The organism is Janthinobacterium sp. 13 (genome assembly GCF_002749695.1).
GTDB classification, from domain to species: Bacteria; Pseudomonadota; Gammaproteobacteria; order Burkholderiales; family Burkholderiaceae_D; genus Janthinobacterium; species Janthinobacterium kumbetense.
Genome location: NZ_PEEQ01000001.1, coordinates 85,063 through 101,280, shown reverse-complemented (window position 1 = coordinate 101,280; position 16,218 = coordinate 85,063). Strand labels below are relative to the sequence as shown.

Sequence of the window (16,218 nt, the reverse complement as noted above, 5' to 3'; positions counted from 1 at the left end):
GGAAGTCTTGATGAAGATCAATCTGCGATTTTTTGCCAGCGTGCGCGAGCTGGTGGGCACGGGCCAGGAAGCGCTGGAAGTGGCCGGGCCGCTGACGGTGGGCGAGGTGCGAGCCCTGCTGATCGCGCGCGGCGGTAACTGGGAATATGCGCTGGCGCAGGGCCGCGCGCTGCGCATGGCGCATAATCAGGTGATGTGCGATGCCGATACCGTGACAGGCGACGGCGACGAAGTGGCGTTCTTCCCGCCCGTGACGGGCGGCTGATCCTGCGCGCCAAATGAAACGGCCACTTCATCGAAGTGGCCGTTTTTTCATGGCGCCTTGGTTTTCGGCTTGCTGGCCGTGGTATCGCCGCAGGTGGCGCAGGCGATGGCTTTCTTGTAGCGCCAGTATTTCGAGCCGATGAAGATGGCTGACGCCACCAGCGACCAGGCCAGCGCGCTGAGGATGTCGGCGCGGCTGGTGGTGCCCTTGCTGTACTCGACCACCGTCAGGATGATGAATAAAATCGAACTGGCCAGCAAATAACGGGAAATCCAGAATCCTGCGCCCATGTGTTTCTCCTCTTGTCGTCGCGTTGTCTCGTGAAGTCGAAGTGCCGATCGCTGCAGCATGTCCGCGCAGTATGCATCATTTTTCGGCCTTCTTGCCATCCGCCGGCCTTATCTCGACTAAAATGCCGGGGTTTTCACCGTCTTTCCAGCTCGCCATGACCCAAACCAGTTCCCCTCCGTTTCACATCGCCGTCATCGGCGGCGGCCCCGCCGGCCTGATGGCCGCCCAGGCGGCCACCGACCAGGGAGCCAGGGTGGAGCTGTTCGACGCCATGCCGTCCGTCGGCCGCAAATTCCTGCTGGCGGGGCGGGGCGGCATGAATATCACGCATGCGGAAGGCTACCAGGCCTTTGTCTCGCGCTACGCCAGGCAAGCGCACCGGGTGAAACCGGCGCTGGACCAGTTCGGCCCGCAAAAGGTGCGCGACTGGGTGCACGGCCTGGGCGTGGAAACCTTTGTCGGCTCCTCGAACCGCGTCTTCCCGACCGACATGAAGGCGGCGCCCTTGCTGCGCGCGTGGCTGCACCGCCTGCGCGAAGCGGGCGTGCAATTTCACATGCGCCACCGCTGGACGGGCTGGCAAGACGGCCATCTGGCCTTCGCCACGCCGGACGGCGAACGGCTATTCGCTTTCGACGCCGTGATCCTGGCGCTGGGCGGCGGCAGCTGGGCGCGGCTGGGATCGGACGGCGCCTGGGTGCCGCTGCTGCAAGGGCGCGGCGTGGCCGTGGTGCCTCTGGCGCCGGCCAATTGCGGCTTCGACGTGGACTGGAGCGAGTATTTCCGCAGCCGTCATGCGGGCGAGCCGCTGACGACGGTGGCCATCACGGCGCGCGATATCGATGGCTTGACGATCAAGCGCCAGGGCCAGTTCGTCATCACGGCGGGCGGCGTCGAGGGCAGCCTGATCTACGCGCTGTCGGCCGCGCTGCGCGAGCAGATCGCCGCCGAGGGCAGCACCACCATCTGGCTCGACCTGGCGCCCGACCACAGTCATGAACGCGTGTTCGAAGAAGTGACGCGCCCGCGCGGCGCCCGCTCCATGTCCAGCCACCTGAACAGCCGCCTGGGCATCAAGGGCGTGAAATCGGGCTTGCTGCGCGAATGCCTGAGTGCGGCCGACTTTGCCGACGAAGCCAGGCTGGCCGCCGCCATCAAGCTGCTGCCCGTCACCTTGCAGCGTCCGCGCCCCATCGATGAAGCCATCAGCAGCGCCGGCGGCGTGGACTTCGAAGGTGTCAAAGGCAGCATGCTGCGCGCCATGCCGGGCGTGTTCCTGGCGGGGGAAATGCTGGACTGGGAAGCGCCGACGGGCGGCTACCTGCTGACGGCCTGCCTGGCGCAAGGCAAGGCGGCCGGCGAGCAGGCGGTCAGCTGGCTGGAAGAGAACGTTAGTGCCAAGTAATTTCGCCCGAGCCGCTTTTCTGCGTCTCGCGCTGGCGCGGGTTGCCGTGGACGTGGATGTCGCCGCTGCCGCGCAGGGTCAGGTTGGCGGCGTCGCGCACGAAGACGGTGCTCGTGCCCGAGCCTTGCAGGCTGACGCTGGCCTTGTCGGCGGCCAGGTGCTCGGCATCGATGTCGCCTGAACCGCTGAGGTCGGCGCGCAGGAATTTCGTGTTACCGCTGGCGGCGATGCGCCCGGAGCCCACCATTTCCAGCACCACGCTGTCGCTGTTGCCCGCATTGATGTCGAGGTCGCCGCTGCCGTTGACGGTGGCTTGTACCTGCTTGTAGCGCCCCGTGAAGCTGACGTCGCCGGAACCTGTTAATTCCAGGATGAAACTGTCGCCGGAAAAGCCCGTGATCTTGCTGTCGCCATTGCCGTGCACTTCGACGCGCACGAGGGCCGGCAGCACCAGTTCCACCTGCAGCGGCTGGCGATGGTGGAACAGCATGCCTTTCGGGCCGATATGCACGGTCGTGCCATCTTGCGTGGTGTCGACGTTCGACAGCAAACGCTGTTCGCCGCTGACCTTCATCGATGGCGTGGCGCCGCGGCGCAGCACCAGGTCGATGGGGCCGGCCAGGTCGATGCTGGTGATATCGGCGGAAATCGGGCGCGTTTCGCTGCGCACGGCGCGGCCGGCAGCGCTGCTGGGATTGCTGATTCCCTTGGCGCGCAGCGCCGCATACGACATGGCGATCAGGACCAATGCCAGCAAGAGCATGGACAGGCCAACTTTGAGCAAGCGTTTCATGGCAGCCTTTCTAGTGACCTTTGAGCAGGGAAACATTCATGGCAACGTAGCGCTTGATGCCGATCAAGGTATAGCGCGTTACGACCAGACTGAGCAGGAAGATGGCGATGCCGCCGAGCAGCATGCCCACGCCAAAGACGGTTTGCGTGGTGCGCGCATCGCGGTCCATGTCGGTGGAGATGCGGATGCCGCCGCCGGCCAGCGCTTCGGCCCGCTCCATCATGCGCGATGAGGCGCCCGGTGCCTCGGGTGCGGACTCGGCTTTGACGGGGCCGGGCACGTGGTCGACTTCGATGCCCGTGTCGCCGATGGTGATGCGCGTTTCGCGCCGTTCGCCGCCTTCGCCGCCGTCATCGTCATGGATGAAGACGTGGCGCAGGGGGCCGTCGAGCACCAGTTCGTTGGCGCCGGACAAGCCGCTGGCCGTGATGGCGATGCCGGCCAGGTAAAAGCTCAGGCCGACGGCGTACAGGGTGGCCAGCAGGGCCGCGTAGACGGCGGCAGGCACGACCATGAACAGGTTGAAGATGGTCAGGCCCACCAGCGAGACAAGCAGGCGCAGCAGGTTGACGGGCGTTTTCTTTTGCTCGAAAGCCTGGCGATGGGTGCTGCTGCGCAAGGTGAGGGCGATTTTTTTCGGGTCGCCCAGGTCGTCGGCGATTTCGTGCTCGCTGCGGCCGGCCGCAGCGCCTTCGATGAAGGTCTGTTCGTAATAATCGAGCGTCTTGGCCACCAGGTCCGGTGGCAAGCCTGCCAGTGCGCGCCGCAGCGCGTCGAGATAATCTTGCTTGTTCATCATATTCTTCCTGTCCGCCGCTTCAGCCCACTGCCGGCAGCAACATGCTTGCCTGGCTCAGCAGCAACGGTGCCTGTGGCGCCTGCTGTACCTGCATGACGATCAAGGTGGCCAGCACCACACCCGCCAGCAGCGCCAGGGCTTTCAAGCTGTTTTTCAAGTGCAAGGTGGTGTGCATGGTATTCCCCGTGGCATGGCCGTTGTCGATGATCAGACTGTACCCAAGCGCACGCGAGCGCACCAGCGCGGTGCGACAGAATGCAATTTCGCGGGGGCGAGCGACGCCAGGGGAGGATGCACCGTCAAGTCTACTTTGCCGCCTTGCCCGTGGTGACGACCTTGGCCGCCGCCACGCCGCTGCGCACGGCCGCCTCGATGGTGGCCGGATAGTCAAGCGTGCGGTCGTCATTCGCCGTGTAGTCGCCGGCCAGCAGCAAGCCCTGCACGCCGCTGGCGTTGCCGGGGCGCGCCAAGTCCGGCGTGCAGGCGAACGTGGCGCGCTTTTCCGTGATCAGCTGGGTCCACAGGGGCTGGGCCAGGGTAGGGCGCTGCAAGACCTGCGCCAGCTGCGCCGCGATGGCTTGCGCCAGCGGCCCGTGGCCTTGCTCGGCGGCAGGGCCGGAAGCGCTGATGACGACGGCCAGCAAGCCGGCCTGTTTGCTGTCGAGCTGGCCCCGGTCGAAGACGAACTGGCCCCAGTGCCGGTTCGCCGGCGTATCGACGAGGGCGTAGAACGGCAAGTCCAGGCGCACCGAGGCGTCGTATTGCAGGTAGCAGGTACTGATCGCTTCCGGCGTGAAGGCTTGCATTTTGGCAATAACGTCATCGAGGCGCGCGTCCTGCAAGCCTTGCAGCAGGCCGGCCGCTTGCACGGACGAGGTGGCGACGATGACGCCGTCAAAGATATCTCCATCGTCGACGCCGTCATCGAGCCGCCAGCGGCCGTCGGGCAGCGCCTGCAGGGCGGCCACCTTGGCGCCCGTGCGCACTGCACCGCCATGTTGTTCCACATAGCGGGCGGCCGCGTCGGGCAAGACGCTGCTCAAGTCGGCTTTCGGGACCAGCATGTCGGAGGCGCGGCGGCGGCTGGCGCCCAGGCTGTCGCGCAGCACGTTGAGGAAGACGCGGGCCGAGGCGCGCTCGGGCGGGGTATTCAGGGCGGCCAGGCACAGCGGGTGCCACATCAGCCGGTTCAGTCGGTCCGTCTGGTCGAAGCGCTGCAGCAATTCACTGACCGTGCAATCGTTGTACAGCTGCCAACCCATCGTCCGCATGGCGGTGGAAAAGCGCATCAGGGCCAGTTTGTCGGCGCGCAATAATCCCGTGGCGCGCAGCAGGGCCCAGACCAGGTGCAGCGGCGCGGGCAGGCGGGGGGCGATGAAATCCATGCCCCCGGAGCCGGCTGGATAGCGCATCTGCAGGGGCAGCGTGAGGATCAGTTCGTCCGGGTCTTGCCCCGCCAGTTTGATCAGGCGCAAGGTTTCCGTGTAGGCGCCCAGCAAGATATGCTGGCCGTTGTCGAGCACAGTGTTTTCTCTCTCGACCCTGCGCGCCCGTCCGCCCAGGGTGCGCGCCGCCTCGAATACGGTCACCGGGTGACCGGCGCGCGCCAGTTCCATGGCCGCCGCGCAGCCGGCCCAGCCGGCGCCGATGACGGCGTAGCGTTGCTTCACGATAGGCTTAGCCACGAACCCAGGTCTTCCAGGCCAGCCACAGTTTGCGGATCGGCGTGAGCGAGATGCGCTGCTTCAGCACGTGGTAGCCGTCGCGCTCGACTTCGTTGAGCAGGGTGCGGTAGATGGCGGCCATGATCAGGCCCGGACGCTGGGCGCGGCGATCCTCGGCCGGCAACAGCGCGAAGGCTTCGTCATACGCCTTTTGCGCGCGCGCCACCTGGAAACGCATGAGGTTTTCAAAGTTTTCGCTGTGGCGCGCGTTCAGCAAGTCGGCCGCCGTCACATTGAATTGCTGCAATTCGCTGATCGGCAGGTAGATGCGCCCCTTGCGCGCATCTTCGCCCACGTCGCGGATGATGTTGGTCAGCTGGAAGGCATGGCCCAGTTTTTCCGCGTACAGCAGGGTTTCCGGGCGGGTCGCGCCAAAGATGCTGGCCGACAAGATACCCACCACGCTGGCCACATGCCAGCAATAGCGGCTCATGGCCTGGTAATCGAGGTAGCGGGTCTGGTTCAAGTCCATTTCCATGCCGTCGATGATGGCCTGCAAATGCTTTTCTTCCAGTTGATACACGGCCAGATGCGGTTCCAGCGCGCGCATCACGGGATGCGTGGGAATGCCCTCGTACATGGCCTTGACTTCCTTGCGCCACCAGACCAGCTTGGTGCGTGCCACGGCTTCGTCCGTGCATTCATCGACCGTGTCATCGACTTCGCGGCAAAAGGCGTACAGGGCCGTGATGGCCTTGCGGCGCTCGGCGGGCAGGAACAGGAAGCTGTAGTAGAAGCTGGAGCCGCTCTGGGCGGCCTTTTGTTGGCAGTATTCGTCGGGAGACATAGTCAAAAGAGCAAGGGTTGCAGATCGAAGCCGCTATTCTATCGTCTTACAGAGTGGGCGACGGGGGAAAAGCCGTTTTTACTTGTGTCTCTTGATGCAAGCTTTTGCGCGACATGCGCAGGGCGCGCCAGAAAATGATCAGCCAGTCGCGTTTCTCCAGCTTGGGACGGCGCCGGAACACGTCGTAATTGACGGCTTCGATGCATTCGAGGATGCGCAAGCCGCCTTGCACCACCAGGCGCAATTCCCAGCCGATGCGCCCGCGCAAGCGCAGGGCCAGCGGCGCGCCGGACAGCATCAGGGCGCGCGTGCGGGCCACTTCGAAGCGCATCAGGGCGCTCCACTTGCCGTGCGCCTCGGGCCGCTCGAAGGCGGCGGCGGAGACGGCAAAGCGGCTCAAGTCTTCCATCGGCAGGTAGATGCGCTCTTTTTGCTGGTCGATGGCAACGTCTTGCAAGAAATTAATTAGTTGCAAAGCTGAACATATCGCATCGGAATCGCGTACATTCTGTTCATCGGCCGCGCCATACAGGTGCAGCATCAGCAGCCCCACGGGGTTGGCCGAGCGGGCGCAGTAATCGAGCACATCGTCATAACTGGCGTAGCGCGTCGTTTCCACATCCTGTTTAAATGCCGACAGCAGATCGTAGAACGGCTTCAGCGGCAGCTGGTGTTTGGCGATGACGGCGGCCAGGCGCTCGAACATGGCGGCGTTCTCGCCGGCATGGCCTTCGTGGCGGTCCATGCGACCCAGCGCTTCTTCATAGGCGTGCAGGGCCGCCAGGCGCTCGGCCGGCGTGGCGTCGCCCTCATCGGCCAGGTCGTCGGCGCTGCGGGCGAAGGCATAGATGGCTTCGACGGCGGGCACCAGGCGGCGCGGCAGTAAAAATGATGCAACAGGAAAATTTTCGTAATGGTCTACAGGCATGAACACACTTCTCTAGTCTTGCGTTTGTCCGGCACCCTCACACGCTGGAATGGGGCCGGACGTTGTACGTCTCAAGATTAATGACGCAAAAGTCACTAAAAACTTTTACGCACGATTATAATTAATAACCAGAAAGTCATTAGGGGAAAATCGCTCCCCGCGATGACCAAGCTGATATTGTCACAAATTTAAGGATATCGCGTGCGAAAAAGTTTGGCTTGGCCCAAAGGACAAGCAAAAAGTTTCTCCGCATAAAAATATTGCAGCCCGCATAGTAAAGGAAAATACCTTGTTTGCCCTGAAAACCCTGCGCCGCGAGACCGGCGCTCCTGCACTTCCCGCCCTGCGGCTGATTGCCGCCGCCGCCCTGGCGCTGACCCTGGCGGCTTGTTCCAAGCCTGCCGTCAAAGTGGAAGACGTGCGCCCCGTGCGCGCGATCGTATTGTCTAGCAGTAATGTTGACGTGAGTGCCGAGCTGTCGGGCGAGGTCGTGCCCCGTGTCGTATCGCAGCTGGGCTTCCGCGTGGGCGGCAAGATCGTCGCGCGCAAGGTGGACGTGGGCGCCAGCGTCAGGAAGGGGCAAGTGCTGATGCAGCTCGACCCTGCCGACTTGCAGCTGTCGCAGGCGCAGGCCAAGGCCTCGCTCGTCAGCGCGGAAACGAGCCGCGACCTGGCGCGCGCGGAATTGAAGCGCTACCAGGATTTGCGCGAGAAAAATTTCGTCAGCCAGGCCGTACTCGACGGCAAGGATGCCACCTACAAGGCGGCGCAGGCGAACGTGGAAGCGGCCCAGGCCCTGTACCGTGGCCAGGCGAACCAGTCCGGCTATGCCAGCTTGCTGGCCGACGTCGATGGCGTCGTCACGCGCATCGAGGCCGAAGTGGGGCAGGTGGTGGCGCCCGGCGCGCCCGTCGTGCAAGTGGCGAAGAGCGGCGAGAAGGAAGTCGTGATCGGCATTCCTGAAGACAAGGTCGAGACCTTGCGCGGCGTCAAGGATGTGGTGGTGCGCCTGTGGGCCGACCCGAAGCAGGGCTTGCCGGGCAAGATACGCGAAGTGTCGCCCGTGGCCGATGCCGCCACGCGCACCTATATCGCCAAGGTCAGCATCCCGGACGCGCCGCAGGCGCGCCTGGGCATGACGGCCGTGGTGCAGTTCGCCTCGCAAACGGCCACGCCGCAGATCAAGGTGCCGCTGACGGCCCTGTTTAATGAGAAATCGCAAAGTTCCGTGTGGGTGGTGGAAAACGGCGCCGTGAAGCTGGTGCCGGTGACGGTGGGCGGCGTGGCGGGCAATGAACTGCTGCTGACCTCGGGCGTGAAAGCGGGCCAGACCGTGGTCACGGCCGGCGTCAACCTGCTCAAGCCGGGCCAGAAAGTGACCATCCTCGGCGCCGAACTGGCCAGCAAGCCTGCCGCCGGTGCCGCCGCCGTCAGCGTGGGTGCGGTCAAATGAAGGGCGGCTTCAATCTGTCGCGCTGGGCGCTCGAACACATCCCGCTGACGCGCTATCTGATGGCCGTGCTGCTGATCGGCGGCATGCTCAGCTACGCCAGCCTGGGCCAGGATGAAGATCCCCCGTTTACTTTCCGCGCCATGGTGCTGCAAGCGTACTGGCCCGGCGCCACGGCCTTGCAGATGGCCGAGCAGGTGACGGACAAGCTGGAAAAGAAACTGCAGGAAACGCCGTACATCGACGAAATCACCAGCTATTCGAAGCCGGGCGAAACCCTGATCCTGCTGGAACTGCGCGAATCGGCGCCGCCCAAGGAAACGGCCGCCGCCTGGTACCAGGTGCGCAAGAAGATCGGCGACATCCAGGGCACCTTGCCGGCCGGCGTCGTGGGCCCGTTCTTCAATGACGAGTTCGGCGACACGTATGGCTCCATCTTCGCCCTGTCCGGCGACGGTTTTACGTACGCGGAAATGAAGGATTACGCGGACAAGGTGCGCCAGGAATTGCTGGCCGTGGGGCAGGTATCGAAGGTGGAACTGTTCGGCGTGCAGGATGAAAAGATCAATATTGTCTTTTCTCACAAGAAATTTGCCCAGCTGGGCATTCCTTTCGACGCCATCGTGCAGCAACTGTCCGCGCAAAACAGTATCAACGCCACGGGCGTGCTGGTGACGCCGACGGACAATCTGCAAGTGCGCGTGACGGGCGCCATGCTGACCGTCAAGGACCTGGAAAACCTGGAACTGCGCGCCAACGGCACCACCTTCCGCCTCGGTGATTTTGCTACCGTGAAACGTGAACTCATCGATCCACCCAAGGACAAGATGCGTTTCAACGGCAAGGAAGTGATCGGCCTGGGCGTGTCGATGGAAAAGGGCGGCAATATCATCGACATGGGTAAGGCCTTGCAGGCAACGGTCACGCGCATGAAGAGCGAGTTGCCGGTCGGCATAGAACTGCAGCGCGTGTCGAACCAGCCGGAAGCCGTGTCCGCCTCCGTGGGCGAGTTCGTGCATACCCTGGTCGAAGCGATTCTGATCGTGCTGGCCGTCAGCTTTGTCGCGCTGGGCTTGCACACGAAACCGCTGCGCATCGACGTGCGTCCGGGTCTGGTGGTGGCGCTGACCATCCCGCTGGTGCTGGCCGTCACCTTCCTGTTCATGCGCCTGCTCGACATCGACTTGCACAAGATTTCGCTGGGCGCCCTGATCATCGCGCTGGGATTGCTGGTCGATGACGCCATCATTGCCGTCGAGATGATGGTGCGCAAGATGGAAGAGGGTATGTCGCGCTTCGACGCGGCCACCTTCGCCTATACGTCGACGGCCATGCCCATGCTGACGGGTACCCTGATCACGGTGGCGGGCTTTTTGCCCATCGGCCTGGCCAAGTCGGCCGCCGGCGAATACACGTTCTCCTTGTTCTCCGTCAATGCGCTGGCCCTGATCATTTCGTGGGTGGTGGCCGTCGTCTTCACGCCCTACATCGGCTATGTCTTGCTGAAAGTCAAACCGCACGCGCATAACGACCATGAATTGTTCGACACGCCGAACTTCCGCCGCTTCCGCCGCGCCGTCACCTGGTGCGTGGAATGGCGCAAGACGACGATTGCCGCCACCCTGGCCATCTTTGCGCTGGGCATCTACGGCTTTAACTTTATCGAAAAGCAATTCTTCCCCGATTCCAGCCGTCCCGAACTGATGGTGGAGCTGTGGTCGCCCGAAGGCACGACATTTGCCGCGAATGAAAAGCAGGTGAAGAAATTCGAAGCCTTCGTGGGCAAGCTCGACGGCGTGGAAAGCGTCACCAGCTATGTGGGCACGGGCAGCCCCCGTTTCTACTTGCCGCTGGATCAGATCTTCCCGCAGACCAACGTGTCGCAAGTGGTGGTCTTGCCGAAGAGCCTGGCCGACCGCGAACGCTTGCGCCAGCAAATCGTCGATGTCTTCAAGAAAGATTTCCCGGAAGTGCGGGGCCGCGTCAAACTGTTGCCGAACGGACCGCCCGTGCCGTATCCCGTGCAATTTCGCGTCACGGGACCGGAAGTGGCCGGTGTGCGCGCCATCGCCGACCAGGTCAAGGACATCATGCGCGCCAATCCGAACACCCTGGGCGTGAACGACAACTGGAATGAATCGGTGAAAGTATTGCGCCTGGACCTGGACCAGGACAAGATGCGCGCGCTGGGCGTCACGTCGAAAACGGTGATGCAGGCGGCCAATACGATCCTGTCGGGCACGGTCATCGGCCAGTTCCGCGAAGACAATAAGCTGATCGATATCCAGGTGCGCCAGCCACTGGAAGAGCGGGCGACGATTTCCGTGTTGAATGACACGAATATTCCGACGGCAACGGGCAAGTCCGTGCCCATCTCGCAGCTGGCCCGCGCGCATTTCGTGTGGGAACCGGGCGTCGTCTGGCGCGACAAGCGCGAATGGGCCATTACGGTGCAGTCGGACGTGATCGACGGCATCCAGGGCGCCACCGTGTCGACGCAGCTGGCGCCGCAGCTGGACGCCTTGCGGGCCAAGTTGCCGGCCGGCTACCGCATCAATGTGAAGGGCGTGGCGGCCGACAGCGGCGAAGCGGAAGCGTCGATTTCGGCGAACTTGCCGCTGGCCATCTTCATCATCTTCACCTTGCTGATGCTGCAGTTGCACAGTTTCTCGCGTTCCCTGCTGGTGTTCCTGACGGGGCCGCTGGGCGTGGCGGGCGCCGCGTTTGCCTTGCTGCTGCTGCACCGTCCGCTGGGCTTCGTGGCCAACCTGGGCGTCATCGCGCTGTTCGGCATGATCATCCGCAACTCGGTGATCCTTGTCGACCAGATCGAGCAAGACATCCGCGATGGTTCGGCCCCATGGGACGCCATCATCGACTCGGCCGTGCGCCGCTGCCGTCCCATCGTGCTGACGGCCGCCGCCGCCGCGCTGGCCATGATTCCGTTGTCGCGCTCCGTGTTCTGGGGGCCGATGGCGGTCGCCATCATGGGTGGCCTGATCCTGGCGACGGCCTTGACCCTGCTGTTCCTGCCGGCCCTGTATGCGGCCTGGTTCCGGGTCAAGAAGCCGGCGCCGGCGACCGCAAAAGAGGGCTAGCCGCCAGCGCCAGGGCATAGGCAAAAAAAGGCGGCATTCCTCTGGGAAATCCAGTAGAATGCCGCCTTTGCTTTACCGAGGGCTTGCTCGTTGAGTCTGCGGTAGCCAGATCGCTCCCGAGTTGTTAAAATCAGGGAGGCGCAGACGACAGTCTGCGTGGCGGCAGTCTGTTGCTGGTAGTGAAAAAATGCGGATGTGGTGGAATTGGTAGACACGCTGGTCTTAGAAGCCAGTGCTTCGGCTTGGGAGTTCGAGTCTCCCCATCCGCACCAATCCGGGTTGTTCCAGCCCGGACGTGCAGCACCATCAAGTTGTTCTTCAGCCTCGTGCAGGCATCTTCCGGTTTTTCTTCCCGTTCTTCCCGTGTTTTCGTCATGGGATGCGTCTTCCATCGCGCTATTTTTCGTCCGGCACGGCAGGATAGGGCGGGGTATGGGCGGCGATTTGCCTGAAAAATGGCCAAATTGAGATAAATCAAAGGTTTTTTGCCTGAAATCTTCGCCATGAGCGCATTTCTTTGTTTCGGACGGGGCGCCAGTTCGCATATACTAATGAACGAAGCAGGCTGGAAAGCCTGTCTCTGGCGAAACAAAGAATGCCGGGGCAAGAGTAAAGACAGGGCACCCCCAGGCTGTGGCGACTCGTTCGCCGCCGCTGGTATCCTCTGTGGCCGCGCTGCAAAGCCAGCCACTTTCCCGAAGTCCTTTGTTATAATGCCACGCTTTACCGAATGATGGCCGGCCCTGCATTTACTTAGAAGCAAGGCTGGACGCTCGGAGCCCTGTCGCAGTACTGGAAGCGGCGGATTGTTTGGTGCCTGGTGCGGGTTTTCCCTCAGCCGGGTAGACCAGGTCCATTGTCCTGTTTGCAGTACTTTTACAGATGATATATGCGAGCGAGTGAAGCTGGACCCATGTCTTGCCGCCAGTGATGGCGCAAGGGGTCGGGTCTTCTTTTCTCGCACCAACAGTGTTTATTTTTTGGACGATTTTTTACATGGCAACTGCAGTCGAAACCTTGGGCAAACTCGAACGTCGTATCACGATCTCCTTCCCGCTGACGGACGTCCGCACGGAAGTTGAGAAGCGCCTGAAAGTGCAAGCCCGTACGGCTAAGGCACCGGGCTTCCGTCCGGGCAAAGTGCCGTTGAAAATGGTCGCAGCACAATACGGCTACCAAATTGAATCCGAAGTGCTGAATGACAAAGTCGGCCGCGCGTTCAACGACGCCGCCAACGAAAACAATCTGCGCGTGGCCGGTTTCCCGAACATCGTGCCGAAAGAAGAAGCAGCCGAAGGCCAGCTGGCTTTCGACGCAACGTTCGAAGTGTATCCGGAAGTCGCCATCGGCGACCTGACGGCCGTTGAAATCGAAACCGTGCAAGCCGACGTGTCGGAAGCCGAAATCGACAAGACCATCGACATCCTGCGCAAGCAGCGCGTGCACTTCCACACCAAGGGCGAGGCTGGCGAACACGGCGACGGCGGTGAGCCGATCGCTGCCAACGGCGACCGCGTGACCGTCGACTTCGTCGGCTCGATCGACGGCGTTGAATTCCCAGGCGGCAAAGCTGAAGGCTACGCTTTCGTGCTGGGCGAAGGCCGCATGCTGCCAGAATTCGAAGCAGCAACCCTGGGCCTGAAAGTGGGCGAGTCGAAGACTTTCCCATTGTCGTTCCCAGAGGACTACCACGGCAAGGACGTAGCCGGCAAAACCGCTTCGTTCACCATCACCCTGCAAAAGCTGGAATGGGCGCACCTGCCGGAAGTCGATGCCGAATTCGCCAAATCGCTGGGCGTTGCCGATGGCGACCTGGCCAAAATGCGCGAAGACATCAAAGTCAACCTGCAACGCGAAGTTGCTGGCCGCGTGAAAGCACGCAACAAGGAAGCCGTCATGGACGCGCTGATCAAAGTTGCTGAGCTGGAAGTGCCAAAAACGCTGATCGCTCAGGATTCCGAGCGCCTGGCCGAAATGACCCGCCAGGACATGGCGCAGCGCGGCATGAACGTCAAGGACGTGCCTTTCCCAGCAGAACTGTTCGCAGACAAAGCCGAGCGTCGCGTACGCCTGGGCCTGATCCTGTCGCAACTGGTGGGCGACAACAAGCTGCAGGCTACGCCTGAGCAAGTCAAGGCGCAGATCGAAGATTTCGCCCAAAGCTACGAAGATCCACGCGAAGTGCTGAAGTACTACTACAGCGACCGTCGTCGTCTGGGTGAGATCGAAGCCCTTGTATTGGAAGAAAACGTCGTCACTTACGTGTTGGGCCTGTCGAAAGTCACGACGAAAGCAGTTGCTTTCGACGAACTGATGGGAAGCAACGCACAAGCGTAAACCAGTTGGTATTGGGATGCCATGATAGCTTTTAACACCTGATAAAACCGTAGCGAGCGGATGGGAGTTGTGGCTGAGAAGCGGAGCTGTGCGAATGCACAGTGAGCATCGGAGGCCGCAAATCGCGACGCGCAGTAGGTTTTGTCCGGTGTTCCAAGGTGGTGGTAGCATCCCCTAACTGCTTCACAAGGAAATGAAATGACAGGTATGAACCGTAACCCAGCGCTGGACACAGAGATGCTCGGCCTGGTGCCGATGGTGGTGGAACAAAGCGGTCGCGGCGAGCGCTCGTATGATATTTACTCGCGCCTGCTGAAGGAACGCTTGATTTTCATGGTCGGCCCGGTCAATGACCAGATGGCCAACCTGGTTGTCGCCCAGCTGCTGTTCCTGGAAAGCGAAAATCCGGAAAAGGAAATCTCGCTCTACATCAACTCGCCAGGTGGTTCGGTCTCGGCCGGCATGGCCATCTACGACACCATGCAGTTCATCAAGCCGGACGTCTCGACCCTGTGCACGGGCATGGCTGCTTCGATGGGTGCTTTCCTGCTGGCCGCTGGCGCCAAGGGCAAGCGTTTCTCGCTGCCGAACTCGCGCATCATGATTCACCAGCCGTCCGGTGGTTCGCAAGGCATGGCGTCCGACATCGAGATCCAGGCAAAGGAAATCCTTTACCTGCGCACCCGCTTGAACGGCATCATGGCCGAGCGCACGGGCCAGACGATCGAACAGATCGCCAAGGACACCGACCGCGACCGTTTCATGTCCGCCGACGAGGCCGTTGAGTATGGTTTGATCGACAAAGTGTTGACCAGCCGCGCTTGATGAGCCCCTACCGGTATTGCTAAGTACGTAAGTAAACGCCCGGGCGCTCAAACGTTCGGGCGTTTCGCTTTTATTTCGGGTAGCATGGAGCTTGTGCACGTTGTTGACTTGCGCCATGGGGAGTTGCCTTAACGGGCGGCAACCATCATCCGGCTTGCGATTTTGCAATATTGTTAATGCAGTTCCAACCAAAATGCCTTATGTCAGACAAAAAATCCTCTAGCGGCGAAAAATTACTGTATTGCTCGTTCTGCGGCAAAAGCCAGCACGAGGTGAAGAAACTCATCGCCGGCCCGTCCGTATTCATTTGCGACGAGTGCATCGACCTGTGCAACGACATCATCCGTGATGAAACGTCGAGCATCGAGACGGTGACCGGTACCAAATCCGACCTGCCGACGCCGCAAGAAATTGCCGCCTTGCTCGATCAGTACGTGATCGGCCAGCAGACTGCCAAGCGCATCCTGTCGGTGGCGGTGTACAACCATTACAAGCGCCTCAAGCACCTGGGCAAGAAAGACGACATCGAACTGGCCAAGAGCAACATCTTGCTGGTCGGTCCTACCGGCTCGGGCAAGACCCTGCTGGCACAGACCCTGGCGCGCATGCTCAACGTGCCGTTCGTGATCGCCGACGCCACCACCCTGACCGAAGCCGGTTACGTGGGTGAAGACGTGGAAAACATCATCCAGAAGCTGCTGCAAAGCTGCAACTATGACGTCGAGAAAGCCCAGCGCGGCATCGTCTATATCGATGAAATCGACAAGATTTCGCGCAAGTCCGACAATCCGTCCATCACGCGCGACGTGTCGGGCGAGGGCGTGCAGCAAGCCTTGCTGAAACTCATCGAAGGCACGATGGCTTCCGTGCCGCCACAAGGCGGCCGCAAGCACCCGAACCAGGATTTCGTGCAGATCGACACGACCAACATCATGTTCATCTGCGGCGGCGCCTTCGACGGCCTGTCGAAAGTGATCGCCAACCGTTCCGAAAAGAGCGGCATCGGCTTCTCGGCCACGGTGCGCAGCAAGTCGCAAAGCTCGGCCAGCGAACTGATGCTGCAAGCGGAGCCGGAAGACCTGGTGAAATTCGGCCTGATCCCGGAACTGGTGGGCCGTCTGCCCGTCATCGCCACCCTGGCGGAATTGACGGAAGAGGCGCTGATCCAGATTCTCGTCGAGCCGAAGAATGCGCTGATCAAGCAGTATTCGAAGCTGCTCGAGATGGAAGGCGCGGAACTGGAGATTCGTCCGGCCGCCCTGCATGCGATCGCCAAGAAAGCGCTGGCGCGCAAGACCGGTGCCCGTGGCCTGCGTTCCATCCTGGAACATGCTTTGCTGGACGTCATGTACGAACTGCCGAGCGAACAAAATGTGGTGAAGGTCGTCATCGACGAAAATACCATCACCAGCGGCGCCAAACCTTTGTTGATTTATCAAGAGACTGCCAAAGCCTCCGGAGAAAATTGAAAACTGCCGAGACAAATGCATAAAAAGGGTTTTGATTCCTTAATGCA

The 16,218-nt window shown here is 61.6% G+C and carries 14 protein-coding genes and 1 tRNA gene; 8 read left to right on the top strand and 7 right to left on the bottom strand.

The window, feature by feature from the left end:
- Nucleotides 1-10: 10 nt before the first annotated feature.
- Nucleotides 11-265, top strand: coding sequence for a molybdopterin converting factor subunit 1 (gene moaD / locus CLU94_RS00430; protein ID WP_077403939.1), 255 nt, complete (start codon nucleotides 11-13; stop codon nucleotides 263-265).
- Nucleotides 266-312: 47 nt separating this feature from the next.
- Here moaD and CLU94_RS00425 read toward each other — a convergent pair whose 3' ends face one another.
- Nucleotides 313-555: a hypothetical protein gene (locus tag CLU94_RS00425; protein ID WP_099664150.1), complete on the bottom strand. Its 243-nt coding sequence runs from the start codon at nucleotides 553-555 to the stop codon at nucleotides 313-315.
- Between the two features lie 155 nt (nucleotides 556-710).
- Between CLU94_RS00425 and CLU94_RS00420 the strand changes: the two genes are divergently transcribed.
- Nucleotides 711-1,961 (top strand): TIGR03862 family flavoprotein, encoded by a 1,251-nt coding sequence (locus CLU94_RS00420; protein WP_099664149.1) that lies wholly within the window; start codon nucleotides 711-713, stop codon nucleotides 1,959-1,961.
- On the opposite strand, the gene CLU94_RS00415 is transcribed toward CLU94_RS00420, so the two are convergent.
- From CLU94_RS00415 to hpnC, 6 genes are all read right to left on the bottom strand, one after another.
- Nucleotides 1,948-2,754, bottom strand: coding sequence for a head GIN domain-containing protein (locus tag CLU94_RS00415; RefSeq protein ID WP_099664148.1), 807 nt, complete (start codon nucleotides 2,752-2,754; stop codon nucleotides 1,948-1,950). The two genes, CLU94_RS00420 and CLU94_RS00415, sit on opposite strands and share 14 nt — an antisense overlap.
- Nucleotides 2,755-2,764: 10 nt before the next feature.
- Nucleotides 2,765-3,553 carry a DUF1700 domain-containing protein gene (locus CLU94_RS00410; RefSeq protein WP_257218618.1) on the bottom strand — a complete coding sequence of 263 codons (789 nt, stop codon included), beginning with the start codon at nucleotides 3,551-3,553 and terminating at the stop codon, nucleotides 2,765-2,767.
- Between the two features lie 19 nt (nucleotides 3,554-3,572).
- Nucleotides 3,573-3,728, bottom strand: a complete 156-nt coding sequence (locus CLU94_RS28270) for a hypothetical protein (protein ID WP_180278542.1) — start codon at nucleotides 3,726-3,728, stop codon at nucleotides 3,573-3,575.
- A gap of 130 nt (nucleotides 3,729-3,858) precedes the next feature.
- Entirely contained in the window at nucleotides 3,859-5,238 is a 1,380-nt protein-coding gene (hpnE, locus tag CLU94_RS00400; protein WP_099664146.1) for a hydroxysqualene dehydroxylase HpnE, read from the bottom strand.
- Entirely contained in the window at nucleotides 5,231-6,064 is an 834-nt protein-coding gene (hpnD, locus tag CLU94_RS00395; RefSeq protein WP_077403957.1) for a presqualene diphosphate synthase HpnD, read from the bottom strand. The genes hpnE and hpnD overlap by 8 nt, the downstream gene beginning before the upstream one ends.
- 46 nt (nucleotides 6,065-6,110) lie before the next feature.
- Nucleotides 6,111-6,992 (bottom strand): squalene synthase HpnC, encoded by an 882-nt coding sequence (gene hpnC, locus CLU94_RS00390; RefSeq protein ID WP_099664145.1) that lies wholly within the window; start codon nucleotides 6,990-6,992, stop codon nucleotides 6,111-6,113.
- 289 nt (nucleotides 6,993-7,281) lie between these two features.
- On the opposite strand from hpnC, the gene CLU94_RS00385 reads away from it, so the two are divergent.
- The 6 genes from CLU94_RS00385 (at nucleotide 7,282) to clpX (ending at nucleotide 16,171) form a co-directional block, all read left to right on the top strand.
- Nucleotides 7,282-8,445 (top strand): efflux RND transporter periplasmic adaptor subunit, encoded by a 1,164-nt coding sequence (locus CLU94_RS00385; protein ID WP_099664144.1) that lies wholly within the window; start codon nucleotides 7,282-7,284, stop codon nucleotides 8,443-8,445.
- Nucleotides 8,442-11,540, top strand: a complete 3,099-nt coding sequence (locus CLU94_RS00380; protein WP_099664143.1) for an efflux RND transporter permease subunit — start codon at nucleotides 8,442-8,444, stop codon at nucleotides 11,538-11,540. The genes CLU94_RS00385 and CLU94_RS00380 overlap by 4 nt, the downstream gene beginning before the upstream one ends.
- A gap of 189 nt (nucleotides 11,541-11,729) precedes the next feature.
- Nucleotides 11,730-11,812, top strand: a tRNA-Leu gene (locus CLU94_RS00375).
- Nucleotides 11,813-12,536: 724 nt separating this feature from the next.
- Nucleotides 12,537-13,877 carry a trigger factor gene (tig, locus tag CLU94_RS00370; RefSeq protein ID WP_077409110.1) on the top strand — a complete coding sequence of 447 codons (1,341 nt, stop codon included), beginning with the start codon at nucleotides 12,537-12,539 and terminating at the stop codon, nucleotides 13,875-13,877.
- Between the two features lie 207 nt (nucleotides 13,878-14,084).
- Nucleotides 14,085-14,702, top strand: coding sequence for an ATP-dependent Clp endopeptidase proteolytic subunit ClpP (gene clpP, locus CLU94_RS00365; RefSeq protein ID WP_369811567.1), 618 nt, complete (start codon nucleotides 14,085-14,087; stop codon nucleotides 14,700-14,702).
- A gap of 200 nt (nucleotides 14,703-14,902) precedes the next feature.
- The gene (gene clpX / locus CLU94_RS00360) at nucleotides 14,903-16,171 is read left to right on the top strand and encodes an ATP-dependent Clp protease ATP-binding subunit ClpX (protein WP_010398446.1); all 1,269 of its coding nucleotides are present in this window, start codon (nucleotides 14,903-14,905) and stop codon (nucleotides 16,169-16,171) included.
- Nucleotides 16,172-16,218 lie beyond the last annotated feature (47 nt).